Source organism: Actinophytocola sp. NPDC049390 (genome assembly GCF_044466355.1).
Lineage (GTDB): Bacteria > Actinomycetota > Actinomycetes > Mycobacteriales > Pseudonocardiaceae > Actinophytocola.
In genome coordinates this window covers 328330-343628 of the sequence record NZ_JBITMQ010000005.1, presented here as the reverse complement: position 1 = coordinate 343628, position 15299 = coordinate 328330, and the positions used below count along the sequence as shown (strand labels likewise).

The 15299-nt window shown below is 70.1% G+C and carries 15 protein-coding genes; 1 reads left to right on the top strand and 14 read right to left on the bottom strand.

Translation table 11 applies throughout. The annotated features are described in order from the left end of the window. Positions 1-20 precede the first annotated feature (20 nt). The 14 genes from ACIBVP_RS17935 to ACIBVP_RS17870 form a co-directional block, all read right to left on the bottom strand. The gene (locus tag ACIBVP_RS17935; protein WP_396107240.1) at positions 21-386 is read right to left on the bottom strand and encodes a DUF4333 domain-containing protein; all 366 of its coding nucleotides are present in this window, start codon (positions 384-386) and stop codon (positions 21-23) included. Positions 387-428: 42 nt separating this feature from the next. Then, positions 429-1190, bottom strand: coding sequence for a peptidyl-tRNA hydrolase (locus tag ACIBVP_RS17930; RefSeq protein WP_396107377.1), 762 nt, complete (start codon positions 1188-1190; stop codon positions 429-431). Next, positions 1190-2419 carry a phosphoserine phosphatase SerB gene (gene serB, locus ACIBVP_RS17925; protein WP_396107239.1) on the bottom strand — a complete coding sequence of 410 codons (1230 nt, stop codon included), beginning with the start codon at positions 2417-2419 and terminating at the stop codon, positions 1190-1192. Before serB ends, ACIBVP_RS17930 begins: the two co-directional genes overlap by 1 nt. A gap of 16 nt (positions 2420-2435) precedes the next feature. Further along, positions 2436-4223, bottom strand: coding sequence for a cytochrome c oxidase subunit I (ctaD, locus tag ACIBVP_RS17920; protein WP_396107238.1), 1788 nt, complete (start codon positions 4221-4223; stop codon positions 2436-2438). A 417-nt stretch (positions 4224-4640) separates the two neighbouring features. Beyond that, positions 4641-5897 carry a hypothetical protein gene (locus ACIBVP_RS17915; protein ID WP_396107237.1) on the bottom strand — a complete coding sequence of 419 codons (1257 nt, stop codon included), beginning with the start codon at positions 5895-5897 and terminating at the stop codon, positions 4641-4643. After that, complete coding sequence (locus ACIBVP_RS17910; RefSeq protein ID WP_396107236.1) at positions 5894-6505, bottom strand: ATP-binding cassette domain-containing protein; 612 nt, start codon at positions 6503-6505, stop codon at positions 5894-5896. Before ACIBVP_RS17910 ends, ACIBVP_RS17915 begins: the two co-directional genes overlap by 4 nt. Next, positions 6502-7131 (bottom strand): hypothetical protein, encoded by a 630-nt coding sequence (locus ACIBVP_RS17905; RefSeq protein WP_396107235.1) that lies wholly within the window; start codon positions 7129-7131, stop codon positions 6502-6504. Before ACIBVP_RS17905 ends, ACIBVP_RS17910 begins: the two co-directional genes overlap by 4 nt. After that, positions 7128-7937, bottom strand: a complete 810-nt coding sequence (locus ACIBVP_RS17900) for a sugar phosphate isomerase/epimerase family protein (RefSeq protein ID WP_396107234.1) — start codon at positions 7935-7937, stop codon at positions 7128-7130. Before ACIBVP_RS17900 ends, ACIBVP_RS17905 begins: the two co-directional genes overlap by 4 nt. Continuing rightward, positions 7934-9079: a dihydrodipicolinate synthase family protein gene (locus ACIBVP_RS17895; RefSeq protein ID WP_396107233.1), complete on the bottom strand. Its 1146-nt coding sequence runs from the start codon at positions 9077-9079 to the stop codon at positions 7934-7936. The genes ACIBVP_RS17900 and ACIBVP_RS17895 overlap by 4 nt, the downstream gene beginning before the upstream one ends. Next, positions 9076-10224, bottom strand: a complete 1149-nt coding sequence (locus ACIBVP_RS17890) for a Gfo/Idh/MocA family protein (RefSeq protein ID WP_396107232.1) — start codon at positions 10222-10224, stop codon at positions 9076-9078. Before ACIBVP_RS17890 ends, ACIBVP_RS17895 begins: the two co-directional genes overlap by 4 nt. A gap of 20 nt (positions 10225-10244) precedes the next feature. Beyond that, a complete protein-coding gene (locus ACIBVP_RS17885) occupies positions 10245-11030 on the bottom strand; it encodes an ABC transporter ATP-binding protein (RefSeq protein WP_396107231.1) in 786 nt (261 codons plus the stop codon). Next, positions 11027-12052, bottom strand: coding sequence for an ABC transporter substrate-binding protein (locus tag ACIBVP_RS17880; RefSeq protein ID WP_396107230.1), 1026 nt, complete (start codon positions 12050-12052; stop codon positions 11027-11029). Before ACIBVP_RS17880 ends, ACIBVP_RS17885 begins: the two co-directional genes overlap by 4 nt. Before the next feature lie 43 nt (positions 12053-12095). Next, positions 12096-12962: an ABC transporter permease gene (locus ACIBVP_RS17875; protein WP_396107229.1), complete on the bottom strand. Its 867-nt coding sequence runs from the start codon at positions 12960-12962 to the stop codon at positions 12096-12098. Between the two features lie 359 nt (positions 12963-13321). Next, positions 13322-14023: a cupin domain-containing protein gene (locus tag ACIBVP_RS17870; protein WP_396107228.1), complete on the bottom strand. Its 702-nt coding sequence runs from the start codon at positions 14021-14023 to the stop codon at positions 13322-13324. A gap of 148 nt (positions 14024-14171) precedes the next feature. Between ACIBVP_RS17870 and ACIBVP_RS17865 the strand changes: the two genes are divergently transcribed. After that, entirely contained in the window at positions 14172-15188 is a 1017-nt protein-coding gene (locus ACIBVP_RS17865; RefSeq protein ID WP_396107227.1) for a LacI family DNA-binding transcriptional regulator, read from the top strand. Positions 15189-15299: the final 111 nt, after the last annotated feature.

The following is a 15299-nucleotide window of genomic DNA, read 5'->3' as shown; positions in this document are numbered from 1 at the left end:
TCGGCGACCCCGGCTCCGTGCTACCGAGGTCGGTCGGACAGCTCGCCGACCTCAATCTCGCCGGTCTCCACATCGACGACCAGCACCCGCACGGTGTAGTCCACGCCGTCCATGACAACCCCGCACCGGAAGGCCATCCCGCTCATGACCTTCTCGTCCGACGAGCAGTCGACGGACGAGAGTTGGTCCACGAACGAGCCTCCCCTCTCCTGCAGGGCATCGAGCACGTCCGGTGCGAAGTAGGACGTGTCGCGGGTTGTCTCGTACCGGATCGTCAGCGGCACTCCGGCGATCGTGAACCGCACGGCGACGAGCGCGACGCTGGCGGCCACCACCACCGCCGAAGCGGCGATCAGCGTCCGGGCCACGCTTCTGGAGGTCGGCATACACGATTTATAGCCGACCACACGCCGTGCCAACACGACGTTTCAGGGCAACTGGGCCAGCACGGTGACCGTGCCCGGGTCGACCTCCGTAAATCCCGCGTCCCGGACCGCCACCACCCGTCGGCGGCGCCACGCGTTCAGCGGGTCGTCGCCCGGGTGCAGCGACGCCCACGTCCGCTGGTCAGGTGTGCGGACCGCGCAGCGGAAGTCCTTCCAGCCGTCGAAGAACGACTCCTGGCCGTCCGCGCGCAGCGCGGCGGCCAGCAGCATCGACGCGTGCCCGACCTGTGCGGCGGCCTTGCCCGCGGTCATCGTCACCGCCGGGTTCAGCCACAGGACCGGGACGTCCTCGGGCGGCGGGCCTGGCTCGTCCGACGGCAGTTCGCTGCCGGAGATCTGCAGGCGTGTGACCTCTTTCGGCATCTCGACGACCTTGCCGGGCAGGAGAGCGCGTGCCTGCGCGCCGTCGACCGTGATCGTCACGCCCGGCAGTGCCTGCACGGCGTCCCAGTGCGCGCCGCGGGCGCGGCGGGCCACCTTGCGGATACGGCCGTCGATCCACGACACCAGGGGTTCCCGCCACTCGTCCTCGGCCCGGGGGTCCAGGCACACCGCCACGGCGGCCGCGGCCGCCGCCTCCAGCAGCGGCGTACGGGACGGTGGGTCGACGCGTTCTATCCGCAGCACCACGGGCATGGCGCGCACTTCGGCCGGGTCCTCGTCGGTCACGTCGTTGGTGGCCGTCGCGGGCAGGCCCAGCCACTGTGTGTACCGCGCGGCCAGCGGGTCGAGCACCGCCCCGATCATGGGCGAGGCAACGCCAGGCCGTCGGCGGCGTCCGCCGCCTCGACCTCGGCGCGGGTCACGCCCAGCACGAACAGCACCACGTCCAGGTACGGGTGCGACAGCGCCGTGTCGGCGACCTCGCGCAGCGCGGGCTTCGCGTTGAACGCCACACCCAGCCCGGCCGCCGACAGCATGTCGATGTCGTTGGCGCCGTCGCCGATCGCCACGCACTGGGCCAGCGGCACCTCGAACTGGGCGGCGAACCTGCGCAGCGCGGTCGCCTTGCCGGCACGGTCGACGATGTCGCCGAGCACGCGGCCGGTGATCTTGCCGTCGACGATCTCGATCTCGTTCGCGACGTAGAAGTCCAGGCCGAGGTCGTCGGCGAGCCGCTCGATGATCCGGCTGAAGCCGCCGGACACGACCCCGCAGCGGAACCCCAGCCGCTTGAGCGTGCGGACCGTCGTGCGGGCCCCCGGCATGAGCTGCAGGGACGCCGCCACCTCGTCCAGAACCGACTCCGACAGCCCGGCGAGGCACGCGACCCGCCGTTCGAGGGACTGCGCGAAGTCCAGCTCGCCGCGCATCGCGGCCTCGGTGATCTCGCGAACCTCGTCCTCGCAGCCGGCGTGGGCCGCCAGCATCTCGATGACCTCGCCCTGGATGAGCGTCGAATCCACGTCGAACACCACGAGCCGCTTCGCACGCCGGGTCAGGCCCTCGCGTTCGACCGCGATGTCCAGGCCGACGCGGGATGCGACGTCGGCGAGCGCGGACCGCAGCTCGGCGTCCGACTCACGCGTGTCCTGCGCGACCGACACCCGCAGCTCGAGCCCGGTGACCGGGTAGTCGGCGACACGGCGGATGGCGTCGATGTTCGCGTCCAGCGCCGCCAGCCTGCGTGCGACCTCGGCGAACGCACGTGCCGGCATCGGCCTGCCGAGCACCACCAGCACGTGGCTCGAACCGAGCCGGGCCGGGGACTGCGAGTCGGCGCCCACCTCGACCGTGACGTGCATGGTCACGGTCGCCATGGCCTGCTCGATCGCCTCCTGCAGGCCCTCCGGGTCGTGGTCGGTGCCGACCAGGACCCCGAGGACCAGCTGGCCGCGGATCGTGACCTGCTCGACGTCCAGGATCTCGACGCCGTGCCGGGTGAGCACCGCGAACAGGACCGAGGAAACCCCCGGCTTGTCAGGTCCTGTGACGGTGATCAGGACCGGCGTGCTCGTGGGTGGCTGGGTCACTGTCGGTCAGGTCCGGTCAGGCGTCGTCGACGGGCTTGTCCGGCTTGTCGGACGGCTCGTCCTCCATGGCGTGGGAGAGCCGCTCCGACGGCGCGTCGGGGACCGCCACCTTGTGCTTGCCGCTGAAGGCACCCACGTACTTGTCGCGGTGGGCGTCGTCGACGGCGTGCGGGTAGTGCAGGTCGAACGCGGGCCGCTCCGACCGGATGCGCGGCAGCTCCAGGAAGTTGTGCCGCGGCGGCGGGCTCGTCGTCGCCCACTCGAGCGAGTTGCCGTAGCCCCACGGGTCGTCGGCCGTGGTGGTCTCGCCGTACCGGTAGCTCTTGAACACGTTCCAGATGAACGGCAGGGTCGACGCGCCCAGGATGTAGGCACCGATCGTGGAGATCGCGTTCAGCGTGGTGAAGCCGTCGCTGGCCAGGTAGTCGGCGTAGCGGCGCGGCATGCCCTCGTTGCCCAGCCAGTGCTGGACGAGGAACGTGCCGTGGAAGCCGATGAACGTGGTCCAGAAGTGCAGCTTGCCGAGCTTCTCGTCGAGGAACCGGCCGGTGATCTTCGGGAACCAGAAGTAGATGCCCGCGAACGTGGCGAACGCGATCGTGCCGTAGAGCACGTAGTGGAAGTGCGCGACCACGAAGTAGGTGTCCGACACGTGGAAGTCGATGGCGGGCGCGGCCAGCAGGATGCCGGTCAGACCGCCGAAGAGGAACGTGACCAGGAAGCCGACGCTGAACAGCATCGGTGTCTCGAAGGTCAGTTGCCCCTTCCACATGGTGCCGATCCAGTTGAAGAACTTCACCCCGGTCGGGACCGCGATGAGGAACGTCATGAAGGAGAAGAACGGCAGCAGGACCGCGCCGGTGGCGTACATGTGGTGCGCCCACACCGCGATGGACAGCGCCGCGATGCCCAGGGTCGCGTAGACCAGGCCGCGGTAGCCGAACAGCGGCTTGCGGCTGAACACCGGGAAGATCTCGGAGACGATGCCGAAGAACGGCAGCGCCACGATGTAGACCTCGGGATGGCCGAAGAACCAGAAGAGGTGCTGCCAGAGGATCACGCCACCGTTGGCCGGGTCGAACACGTGCGCGCCGAACAGGCGGTCCGCCAGCAGGCCGAACAGGGCCGCGGTCAGGATCGGGAACGCGATCAGGATCAGGATCGACGTGATGAAGATGTTCCACACGAAGATCGGCATCCGGAACATCGTCATGCCCGGCGCCCGCAGGCAGACCACGGTGGTCAGCATGTTCACGCCACCGAGGATCGTGCCGAGACCGGACAGGATCAGGCCGACGATCCACAGGTCACCGCCCACACCGGGCGAGTGGATCTTGTCCGACAGCGGGGTGTAGGCGAACCAGCCGAAGTCGGCGGCGCCACCCGGCGTCAGGAAGCCGGAGATCACGATCAGGCCGCCGAACAGGAACAGCCAGTACGAGAACGCGTTCAACCGCGGGAACGCCACGTCCGGCGCACCGATCTGGATCGGCAGCACGAAGTTCGCGAAGCCGAAGAGGATCGGCGTCGCGTACAGCAGCAGCATGATCGTGCCGTGCATGGTGAACAGCTGGTTGTACTGCTCCTGCGACAGGAACTGCTGCCCGGGGAACGCCAGCTCGGAGCGGATGAGCATCGCCATCGCGCCGCCGATCATGAAGAACGCGAACGCCGTGACGAGGTACATCACGCCGATCTTCTTCGGATCGGTCTCCCGGAACAGCTGCAGCAGGTAAGAACCCTTGGCTGCCGGACGCGCCGGGTACGGCCGCGTTGCGATCGGCTTCGGGGCTACTGCCGTCACTCCATGCCTCCTGCGTGTCTGCAACCACGCCTCACCGTGATTCGGAGCGATCGTAGCCCGCGCGCTCCTGGCCGGCTCCGTTGGGCTGGCGAGGGCAAAAGCCGAGCGCAGGCGGCGTTCGCAGGCACACCATCCCGCCATGTCGATCAGTACGCAAGCGGCGGTGACGGTCGCCACCTCCACGGCCCGCTCCACCTGCGCCGATCACGCCACCACCCGGAGTTGTCCACAGCCGCACCGGTTGTCCACAGTCAAGATCGACAACGCCGCCCCTGTCAGCCCCCACTGGTAGACTGGCATGGCGGGTGGCCCCCGGGATCGGGTGGGGGTTGAGGTGACGTACTGGGGGCCGGGCTTCGCGTTTTCGCTGGTCCGTGGCTCTTTGGTGGCGCGCCTCGTGGTGTCCTCGAGGAACTCTCAGCGCAGCAGCGCCACCGCCACCGCCGCAGCGGCGACGAGCAGTGCGGCCCACCACGGGGTCCCCGCCATGATCGCCAGCGCCAGTACGCCCAGGTCAGGACCTCGGACCGTCTGCAGGACCAGCCGTACGGGCAGCGCACCCACCGGGGTGTCCACGGGGACCAGGTTGTCGTACGTGGGCGGTCGGCGGGTCATCGTGCGGATCACACACGCGGCCAGCACGGGGACCGTGACCAGCACGTTCGCCTCCCAGCCACCCGCGGGCCACACCGCGAGGGCCCACACCGCCGCCACCGCGGTCGCCACGACGAGGTGGTGCCACCGCAGTGCCACGTCACCCAGGCCCACCCACCGCCGCCTGCCCGGCGAACGCCACAGCTCCCCCAACCCCGCGACGAGCGGCACGAGCGACGCGTACCCGAACACTGTGAACACCACCACACCCGGCAGCGCCGGGAACGTCCGGTGCACCGCCACCGCGGCCACCGCCAGCAGCACCGCTGTCGGGACGTGCCGCGCGCGCCCCAGCACGCCCAGCCACGCCAGCGCCAGGCCGCCACTCAGCCGGAGCCCGCGGGCCGGACGGGCGGCGGGCAGCAGCAACGCCAGGTCCATGAACTGGACACCGCTCACCCGCAGCACCCGGTCCCGCCACCCGTCGACCAGCTTCTGCCTGCCCGCGTCCGCGATCGGCGGCACGCCGGGCCGGAACCGGATCGCGCCGGCCACCGCCAGAGCCGCTGCCAGCACGAACACCGCGACCGGGCCCGGTTCGACGGCGACCGCCGCGCCGGCCAGTGCCAGCGGCGTCACCCACTCCAGCCGCACCGGGGAGGTCCGCACCACCGCCAACGCGAGGAAGGCCGCCCCGGCGAGCGACGCCACACCGGCCAGCACCCACGCGACGGGCGCCGCCACCACCGCGGCCAGTACCGCCAGCAGATACCCCAGTGCCAGCACGCGCCCGAGCCAGTGGCCGACCAGCCGCCGCGACACGATCGTCGCCCGGTCGGTGACGGCGAAGTCACGCCACGTCAGGTCCGCCGGATCGCGCCACACGAACGACCGGGGCAGCAGCGACCACCAGGTGACGGACATGATCACCAGCAGCAACGACAGCGGGTCGGCGCCGGTGCCGAGTTCGGCCCGCAGCTCGTCCAGGCGGAAGAACGCCATCGTGAGCACACCGACCACCAGGAACACGCCCAGCGTGCGTTCGTCCCCGGACAGCCACCGGCGGGCGAACGCCGTCACCGCCGGCCGAGGCGCACCACCTGGTCCGCCACCTCCGACAGCGGCGGGTGGTGCGTCGCCATCACCACCGTCCGGCCCTGCGCCCGTTCCCGGTCGACCAGGTCGGTCAGCCACTCCTTGCCCCGCACGTCCAGCGCCCGCTCCGGCTCGTCCAGCAGCAGCACGTCGTGCGGACGGGCCACCGCGCCCAGCAGGAGCAGGCGACGGCGCTGCCCCGCCGACAGGTGGTAGGCGTGCACGTCGGCACGTTCGGCCAGGCCCGCGGCGGCCAGCCAGTCGTCCGGGTCGTCGGGCGAACCGAACGAGCCGGCCAGCAGCTCCAGGTGCTGCCGGGGCGACAGCTCGACGAACAACTCCGAGTCGTCGAGCAGGACCGACACCGCACGGCGGAACGCGACCGCCCGCTCGTCCGGTTCCCGGCCCGCGACCTCGATCGTGCCCTCGGTCGGGGCACGCAGGCCGTACAGCAGGTGCAGGACGGTCGACTTGCCGCTGCCGTTGTCGCCCGCGAGCACGAGGCACTCGCCCGCCGCGACGTCCAGGTCCAGCTCGCGGAACAGCCACTGCTCGCCGACGTGCATGCCGAGCCCGGCGGCCTTGACCGTCACCGAGGCGGGTAGCCGTACTGCGGGCCGCCGCCGAGCAGGTCCGGGCGGTACGTCCGCACCCACTGCCCCATGGCGCCCTGCGTCCAGTTCGGGTCGATGCCGCTCAGCGGAATGGCCACCTCGGGACGGCCGTCGTACGGGTTCACCGGTGCCATGGCGAGGTTCTGCCGCATCCAGCCCGGCGCCTTCGCCGGGATCACCCGGTGGCCCCAGCCGATGACGCCCTGCGTCTTCACGGCACCGGCGTTGACCCGCACCCCGCCCTGCAAACCGACGGTGCTCGGGTTCGCCATCTGGCTGCGGACCTCACCGATGCGCGTGATGTCCGGCCAGTTGAGGCGGATCTGGTAGCCCATCGTGTCGCTCAGTTCCACGCCGTACTCGGAGAAGCGCACGACGGTGCCCTGCTTCATGCGGTTGAACTTCCCGTACAGGACACCGACCAGCGCCCCGGTGCCGACCACCGCGGCGATGATGCCGCCGGGCAGACCGGCCACCACGGAACCCAGCAGGAGCATGATGACGGCGAAGAAGACCAGCAGGAACGCGAACGGCAGCACGATCTTGCCGAAGCCGCCGCCCGCCATCCGGAACTCTCGTGGAAGTGCCTGGTGGGGGTAACTCACCCAGCCGAGGATGCCATGCCCATCACCGACGTGTACGCGGTGACGGTGTCGCGGAGCACCTCCTCGCCGGGGCGCGCCCACAGGCCCGCGTTGAAGACCTCCACCTCGATCGGGCGGTCGTAGCCCGTCGCGAGCACGGCCTCGACCAGCGGGGCGAAGTCGACGTGTCCGGTGCCCGGCAGGCCGCGGCCGACGAGGACGTCCTCGGGCAGCGGGACCACCCAGTCCGCCAGCTGGAAGCACGCGATCCGGTCGCCGTTCGCGCCGATCAGCGGCAGGACCTGCTCGTCCCACCACACGTGGTAGGTGTCGAGCGTGATGCCAACCGCCTCCGGCGGGAACGGGGCGCACAGGTCCAGTGCGCCGGCGAGCGTCGCCACCACGCTCCGGTCCGCGCAGAACATCGGGTGCATGGGTTCCACGGCCAACGTCACGCCCACGTCCAACGCGTGCGGCGCCAGGGCCTCCAGCCCGGCCGCGACCCTGGCACGAGCTTCGGAGAGCGTTCTCCCGAACAGCCCGCCACACACCAGGACCAGGGCCGGGGCACCGAGTTCCGCCGCCTCGTCGAGGGCGCGGCGGTTGTCGTCGTGCCAGTCGTCGGCGCCGAAGAAACCGCCACGGCACAGCGACGTCACGCTCAGGCCCGCGTCCCGCACCAGGGAGAGCGCTCTCCCGAGCCCGTACTCCGCCACCGGCTCACGCCACAGGCCCACGTGCCGCACGTCCGCGGCCGCACAGCCCTTGACGACGTCCGCGAGCGGCCAGTACTTCGCGGTGGCCTGGTTGAAGGAGAGCGCTCTCACTGCGTCACCCCCGCCGTCGCGAAGAACGACCGTGCCCGCGCGGCCGCCAGGTCGGCATCGGGCAGCAGGCCCACCTCGTCCGCGAGCACGAGCAGCTTCGCGAGGTGCACCACCGACCGGCCCGACTGCAGCCCGCCGACCATCACGAAGTGGTCCTGGTGGCCGGCGAGCCACGACAGGAACACGACGCCCGTCTTGTAGTACTGCGTCAGCGCGCCGAACAGGTGGCGCGCCAGCGGCACGGTCGGGTCGAGCGCCGCGCGGAAGCCCGACACGTCACCGCGATCCAGCTTGTGCAGTGCCGGGCCGACCACCGGGGCCAGCGCGGCGAACACGCCCAGCAACGCGTCCGAGTGGCCGTGCTCGTCACCGGCGATGAGGCTCGGGTAGTTGAAGTCGTCGCCGGTGTACATGCGCACGCCCGACGGCAACCCGCGCCGGAGAGCGATCTCGAACTCGTCGTCGAGCAAGGACATCTTGATGCCGTCCACCGTGGACGCGTGGTCCTTGAGCAGGGACAGCACCGTGTCCGCGGCCTCGTCGAGGTCGGTCGACCCCCAGTAGCCCGCCAGCGCCGGGTCGAACATGGGACCGAGCCAGTGCAGCAGGACCGGATCGTCCACCTCGGACAGCAGCGCGGAGTACACCGACATGTAGTCCTCGGGCCCGGACGCCGCCGCGGCCAGGTGCCTGCTGCACATCAGCACCGGTACCGCGCCCGCCGCCAGCACGTCCGCGAGCTGTTCCCGGTACGCGTCCAACACCTGCGGCACGGTCGCCGGACCGTCGAGCTGGTCGGTCGCGACACCCGCCACGATCCGGCCGCCGACCGAACGGGCCTCGGCGGCGCTGCGGCGCACCAGCTCGCGGACGGCCGGGTAGTCCAGGCCCATGCCGCGTTGCGCCGTGTCCATGGCCTCCGCGACGCCGAGGCCGTGCCGCCACAGGTGGTGCCGGAAACTCAGCGTGGCGTCCCAGTCCAGCACCGCGGGCGCACCCGGCACGTTCTCCGCCAGCGGATCGGCGACGACGTGCGCGGCCGCGTACGCGATCCGGCTGGTCGACGGGGTCGTGCCGGTGTCGGAGAGCGCTCCACCACGGAGCTCGTGGCGCTCGCCGCCCGGGAGCACGAGCGAGGTCATGGCAGCTCCGGGATCTCGATGCGCCTGCCCTCGGTCGCCGCCCGCAGGCCCAGCTCGGCAAGCTGCACCCCGCGTGCGGCGGCCGCGAAGTCCCACGGAAAACGCTCTCCGAGGACGACGTGGCGCAGGAACCGCTCCCACTGGACGCGGAACCCGTTGTCGAAGTGCTCGTTGTCCGGCACCTCGGCCCAGTCACCGCGCGCGTCCACGTTCGGCGGCGCGTCCGGGTCCCACACCGGCATCGGCGTCGCGGCACGCGACTGCGCGCGGCAGCGGCGCAGACCGGCGACGGCGCTCCCGTGCGTGCCGTCCACCTGGAACTCGACCAGCTCGTCGCGGAACACCCGCACACACCAGGACGAGTTGAACTGCGCGACCGCCCCGTCGTCCAGCTCGAAGATCGCGTACGCCGCGTCGTCGGCGGTGGCCGCGTACTCCTCGCCGTTCTCGTCCCAGCGGCGCGGGATGTGCGTGCGGATCGTCGCCTGCACCGCGCGGACCGGCCCGAACAGGTTCTCCAGCACGTAGTGCCAGTGCGGGAACATGTCCAGCACGACCCCGCCGCCGTCCTCGGCCCGGTAGTTCCACGACGGACGCTGCGCGCGCTGCCAGTCGCCCTCGAACACCCAGTACCCGAACTCGGCGCGGACCGACAGCACCCGGCCGAAGAACCCGCCGTCCACGAGCCGCTTCAGCTTCCGCAGCCCGGGAAGGAAGATCTTGTCGGCCACCACCCCGTTGCGCACCCCCGCCGTCTCGGCGGCACGCGCGAGTTCGAGCGCGCCGGCGAGGTCCATGGCGAGGGGCTTCTCGGTGTAGATGTGCTTGCCCGCGTCGATCGCCTGCTTGATCGCCTTCTCGCGCTTCTGGGTGGTGAGCGCGTCGAAGTAGATCTCGACATCGTCGCGGGCGAGCGCCGCGTGCAGATCCGTCGTCCAGTCGGACAACCCGTGCCGTTCCGCGATCTCGGCGAGCTTGCGCTCGTTGCGGCCGACCAGCACCGGCTCCGGCCACAGCACCGTGCCGTCCGGCAGCGGGAGGCCGCCGTCGTCGCGGATGGCCAGAATCGAGCGGACCAGGTGCTGGCGGTAGCCCATGCGTCCGGTCACGCCGTTGAGCACGATGCCGATCGACCTACGAGACATGTGATTACTCCTGTTGAGGACTAGTGCGACTCGTGCGCGCCCAGTAGTTGACGGATCTCGCGGGTGAGCGTCCCGAACCTCGGGTCAGTCATCACCTGCGCGTAGTCCCGTTCCCTCGGCAGGTCGACCTCGAGGGTCCGCATCAGCCTGCCCGGGCGCGGGCTCATCACCTCCACCCGAGTGCCGAGGAACACGGCCTCGGCGATGGAGTGCGTGACCAGCAGGATCGTCGTGCCGGTCTCGCGCCAGATCTTGTTCAGCTCGGCGTTGAGCTGCTCCCGCGTGAGCGCGTCCAGCGCGCCGAACGGCTCGTCCATGAGCAGGACCGGCGGCTCGTGCAGCAGCGCGCGGCACAGCGCCACCCGCTGCTGCATGCCACCGGAAAGCTCGTGCGGCAACGCCTTCTCGAAACCCTTGAGACCGGTCAGCTCGATCAGCTCGTCGGCCCGGCGGGCCGCCTTCGCCCTGTCGAGACCGCGGATCTCGGCCTGCAGCAGGATGTTCTTGCGCACGCCCCGCCACTCGAGGAGTGCCGCGCGCTGGAAGGCGAACCCGATGTTCCGCTGTGGACCGTTCACCCCCGCACCGAACAGTGACACGGTGCCGTCGCTCGGTTTCACCAGTCCCGCGACCACTTTGAGCAAAGTGGACTTACCGCAGCCGGACGGACCGACGATCGAGATGAACTCGCCCGCCTCGACCCGCATGGTCACGTCGTCGAGGGCCGTGGTGGTGGACCGCTTGGAGCGGAACCGCACCGAGAGGTTCTGGACGTCGACCGCCGTGCCGGTCATGACGGCCGTCATGATCCGTCAGCCTTGGCATGAGCACCGTCCCAGTACTGGGACGGCTCGCCCGCGTCCTTCAGGCCCGCGTTGTCGGCCATGATGCCGATCGTGTCGGCCCACTGGTCGTCGCTGTTGACGCCCGGCGCGCCCGCGGTGTCCAGCTGCAGCAACGGTTCCGCGAGCTGGAGCTGCTTGACGAGCACCTCCTCCGGCGGCTCGTTCTCGGCCAGCTCAGCCATCGCCTTCGCGGCGTCCTCGGGGTTCTTCACGGCCTCCGCCCACGACTTCTGCGTGGCACGCACGAACTTGCCGACCAGGTCCTTCTGCGACGACAGGGTTTCCTCGCTGACCACGATGCCGGTGCCGAGCAGGTTCAGCCCGGAGTCGGCGAACAGCAGGTGGTCGACCTGCTTGCCGGTGCGGGCCTCGATGGTCGGGCCCTGGTCGTGGAAGAAGCCCATGATCGCGTCGACCTGGCCTTCGGCGAGCTGCGCGATCTTGTTGGCGGCGTCCATGTTCACGACCGTGACGTCGGACTCCTTCATGCCGTTCGCCGCGAGCAGCGCGGGGAACGTCGCGTACATCGCGTCACCCGGGGTGCCGCCGACGCGCTTGCCCTTGAGGTCCTTGATGGACTTGAAACCCTTGTCCGACAGGAACTCCACGGACGACGGGCCCTTCTGCAGGAACACGCCGACGCTCTTGACCGGCATGCCGGAACTGATCGCGTTGAGCAGCGGCGGCGTGTCAGCCCAGCCGAACATGGTCTGACCCTGCGCGACTGCCTTGATCGTGTTGCCGGAGCCGCTGCCGGGCTCGATCTTCAGGTCGATGCCCTCGTCGGCGTAGTAGCCCTTCTGGATCCCGTAGTAGAAGGGCGCGTGCTCACCGTAGGGCACCCAGTTGAGGGTGAAGGTGACCTCGGTGGCGTCGGCGGGGGCGTTCGTGTTCCCGCCGGAGCCACCGCTGCCCTGGCCGCTCGGAGCGCATCCCGCGATCAGCAGCGCCGCTGCCGCTATGCCTGTGAGTAAACGCTTCATTGGGTTTGCCTTTCGGAACGTAGCTTGCGGAGTGACCCTCGGCTCAGGATGTGGTGAGCGGGGTGGCGGACCGGCGGCTGGCGTGCCACGGGATGAGCAGCGCCTCCAGCACCTCGACGATCACGAACAGGAGGATGCCGATGAGCGACATGAGGATCAGCGCGGCGAACAGCAGGGGCGCGTCGAGGTTGCCGTTCGCGATCATCAGCTGGTAGCCGAGGCCCTCGCTGGCGCCGACGAACTCGCCGACCACCGCACCGACCACGGCGAGCGTCACCGCCACCTTCTCGCCGGCCATGAGGTGCGGCAGCGCGTTCGGGAAGCGGATCTTGCGGAACGTCTGCCACCGGCTCGCACCCATCGTGGCGGACAGCTCCAGCAACTCGGGATCTGTCGACCGGAGGCCCGCGACCCCCGAGACGACCACCGGGAAGAACGCGATCAGGACCGCCAGGATGATCTTCGGGGCGAGGTCGTTGCCGAACCACACCACGATCAGCGGCGCGATCGCGATCTTCGGGATCACCTGCGCGAACAGGACGATCGGGTAGAGCGTTTTCTCCAGCGTCCTCGAGTACGCGATCGCCACGGCGGTCGCGAGGCCGAGCACCGTCGCCAGCAGGAAGCCGACGACCGTCTCGTACAGCGTGACGTACGAGTGGTACATCAGCGAGGACCAGTCCTCCACCGTCCGCTCCCACACCTGCCCCGGTGTGGGCACGAGGTAGCTCGCCACCCAACCCTGCGCGGTCACCACCCACCACGCCACGAAGATGAGCGCGAGCAGCGCGACCGGCCGCCACATCGCGTCCAGGAAGCGCAGCAGCCGCGTGCCGATGCCGGTCCGCTTCGCGGGCTCCACCACCGGCGTCGGTGGCGCCGGGTCGGCCCGGGTCTCGTTGGTCACCATGCTTGACACCTATACCTCCGGCTGGAATTCGAACCAGTCCACGTTGAACAGGTCGCCGGTCGTACCGGGATTCCTTGCCACCAGGAACAACTCGTGCGTGCTACCTGGGTCCACGACCGGGCGGTCACCTCGGTCCACGTCTGCCCGCCGCCAGTCATCGTGCGCGCTGCCGCGGGGTGACGCGGTCGCGCTGTGTCGCCAACGATCAGCCGGACGTCGTGGACCAGGGCTGTCGCTGACGCGGGAACGCCTCTCCGGTAACCCACTGATGTCCTCCCGCCGAGGGCCGCACTGCCAGGCAAGCGCTTTCCCAGGATGCTATTTGTCCAAACCCGGCGGAGGCAAGGGCTTTCCTGTGATCAATCGTAACGGTAGGTGTTCAAGAGTCCGCACATGCCGAGGCGCCCTTCCTCGTCCGGCCCGGGCTTGCTGCTCACACGTGATTCACGCAGGTGAGCGGGGTTGCTCTCGATCAGGGCGGCGAGCTGGCGACCGGTCTGCTCCGCGGCCTCCCGGGCGCCGCTCTCCCAGCGCTTGCGCCAGTCGTCGAGGAGCGGCTGCTTGAGCCTCATCGCCGCCTCGTAGAACTCGTCGAGGAGACCGCTCTCCCGCAGCCCGTGGAAGCCCTGGACGGCGAGGTCACGACGGCGGTAGGCCGTGGTGACGTCGGTGCCCGGCGCGCCGCCGTTCGGGAGAGCGCTCTCTGAGGCGTACCGCGCGGGGTCGCGCACGACGTCGAGCGGGAAGGTGAGCACCGCGTCGCCCGCCTCTGGGAGGCCCGTGTTGCTCATCAGCACGATGATCTCCAGGCCGCCGTCGTTGACCAGGCGGTGGATCGTGCCGGGGGTGAACCAGAGGACCGTGCCGGGACGCAGGTCGTGCTCGACGAAGCCGTCCTGGCCGGAGAGCGTTTGCACGCGGCCGGAGCCGGCGACGACCACGTACGCCTCCGTGCAGCAGAGGTGCAGGTGCGGCGTGCCGCCGTGGAGGCCGTCGGGAGTAACCGTGTCGTATACGCAGAGTTTCGAAACGCCTACCGCACCCGGCAGTGGATCACGCATCGGTACCCCTCGGCGTGGCGGCCTTGCTGTCGCGGGGCCGCACAATGGACACTGGCGGTAATCGCCCCTCCAGCCGCAGGGAAAGGGCTTTCCCTTGTAGGCTGACGCTAGGCGGGCAAAGAACAGGTGTCAACGGCGGAGGTCTGGCATGGCGACGCTTGCCGATGTCGCGCGCAAAGCCGGGGTTTCTGCCGCGACCGTGTCACGGATCGTGAACGGAAGCCCCAAGATCGTGTCCGAGGAGCTGCGCGAGCGTGTGCTGCGCGCGGTGCAGGAGCTGCAGTACGTGCCGAACGCGCACGCGCAGCTGCTGGCGCGCTCCCACCGGACGACAGTGGGGGTGATCGTCCACGACGTGTCGGACCCCTACTTCGCGGAGATCACCCGCGGCCTGCAACGGGTCGCGTCCGAGCAGGGCAGGCTGGTGATCATCTGCAACTCGTACCGCGACCCCGACCGTGAGCTGGAGTACGTGGAGCTGCTGCGTGCCCACCAGGTCGAGGCGATCATCCTGGCCGGTTCCGGCTACCACGACCCGGCCTTCACGAAGTCGCTGAACGCGAAGCTGTCCGCGTACATGGCGACCGGCGGCCGGGTGTCGGTGGTCGGCAGGCACAAGCTGGCGGGCGACGCGGTCATGCCCGCGAACGAGGAGGGCGGCTACCTGATCGGGGCCGCCGTCTTCGAGGCCGGGCACAAGCACATCGGCGTGGTGGCGGCTCCGAAGCAGCTCACGACCACGACCGACCGCCTGGCCGGGCTGCGCCGTGCGGCCCGCGAGCACCGCCGCGCGCTGCCGTCGAAGCGGATCGCGTACGCGGAGTTCGACCGTGACGGCGGGGCGGTGGCCACCGCGGCCCTGCTGGACGCGGACCCGCGGCTGACCGCGATCGTCGCGTTGAACGACTCCATGGCCATCGGCGCGCTGTCGGTCCTGCGTGAACGGGGCCTGTCGGTGCCGGGCGACGTGTCGGTCGTGGGCTTCGACGACATGCCGATCGCCCGTGACGTGACCCCACCGCTGACCACGGTCCGCCTGCCGCTGGTGGAGATCGGCGCACGAGCGATCACGCTGGCACTGGAAGCCCCACACCAGGCCCCCCGAGTGGAAGAGGTCTCCGCGGAGGTCATCCACCGCGAATCCCTGGCCCCACCCCGCCCCTAACCCCGCGAGTCGCGCTCTGGCACATATCGAGTTGTGGGGGTGGGGGGGGGGGGGGTTTGGGCGGAAAGCCACAGACCAGATTGTAGGGGCGCGCGCGGGCGCGGGGGGGTG

Coding starts and splice junctions, on each gene's coding strand:
- ACIBVP_RS17880 (WP_396107230.1), bottom strand. CDS start 12,052: ATGAAGCGTTTACTCACAGGCATAGCGGCAGCGGCGCTGCTGATCGCG.
- ACIBVP_RS17890 (WP_396107232.1), bottom strand. CDS start 10,224: ATGTCTCGTAGGTCGATCGGCATCGTGCTCAACGGCGTGACCGGACGC.
- ACIBVP_RS17875 (WP_396107229.1), bottom strand. CDS start 12,962: ATGGTGACCAACGAGACCCGGGCCGACCCGGCGCCACCGACGCCGGTG.
- ACIBVP_RS17935 (WP_396107240.1), bottom strand. CDS start 386: ATGCCGACCTCCAGAAGCGTGGCCCGGACGCTGATCGCCGCTTCGGCG.
- ACIBVP_RS17870 (WP_396107228.1), bottom strand. CDS start 14,023: ATGCGTGATCCACTGCCGGGTGCGGTAGGCGTTTCGAAACTCTGCGTA.
- ACIBVP_RS17865 (WP_396107227.1), top strand. CDS start 14,172: ATGGCGACGCTTGCCGATGTCGCGCGCAAAGCCGGGGTTTCTGCCGCG.
- ACIBVP_RS17885 (WP_396107231.1), bottom strand. CDS start 11,030: ATGACGGCCGTCATGACCGGCACGGCGGTCGACGTCCAGAACCTCTCG.
- ACIBVP_RS17895 (WP_396107233.1), bottom strand. CDS start 9,079: ATGACCTCGCTCGTGCTCCCGGGCGGCGAGCGCCACGAGCTCCGTGGT.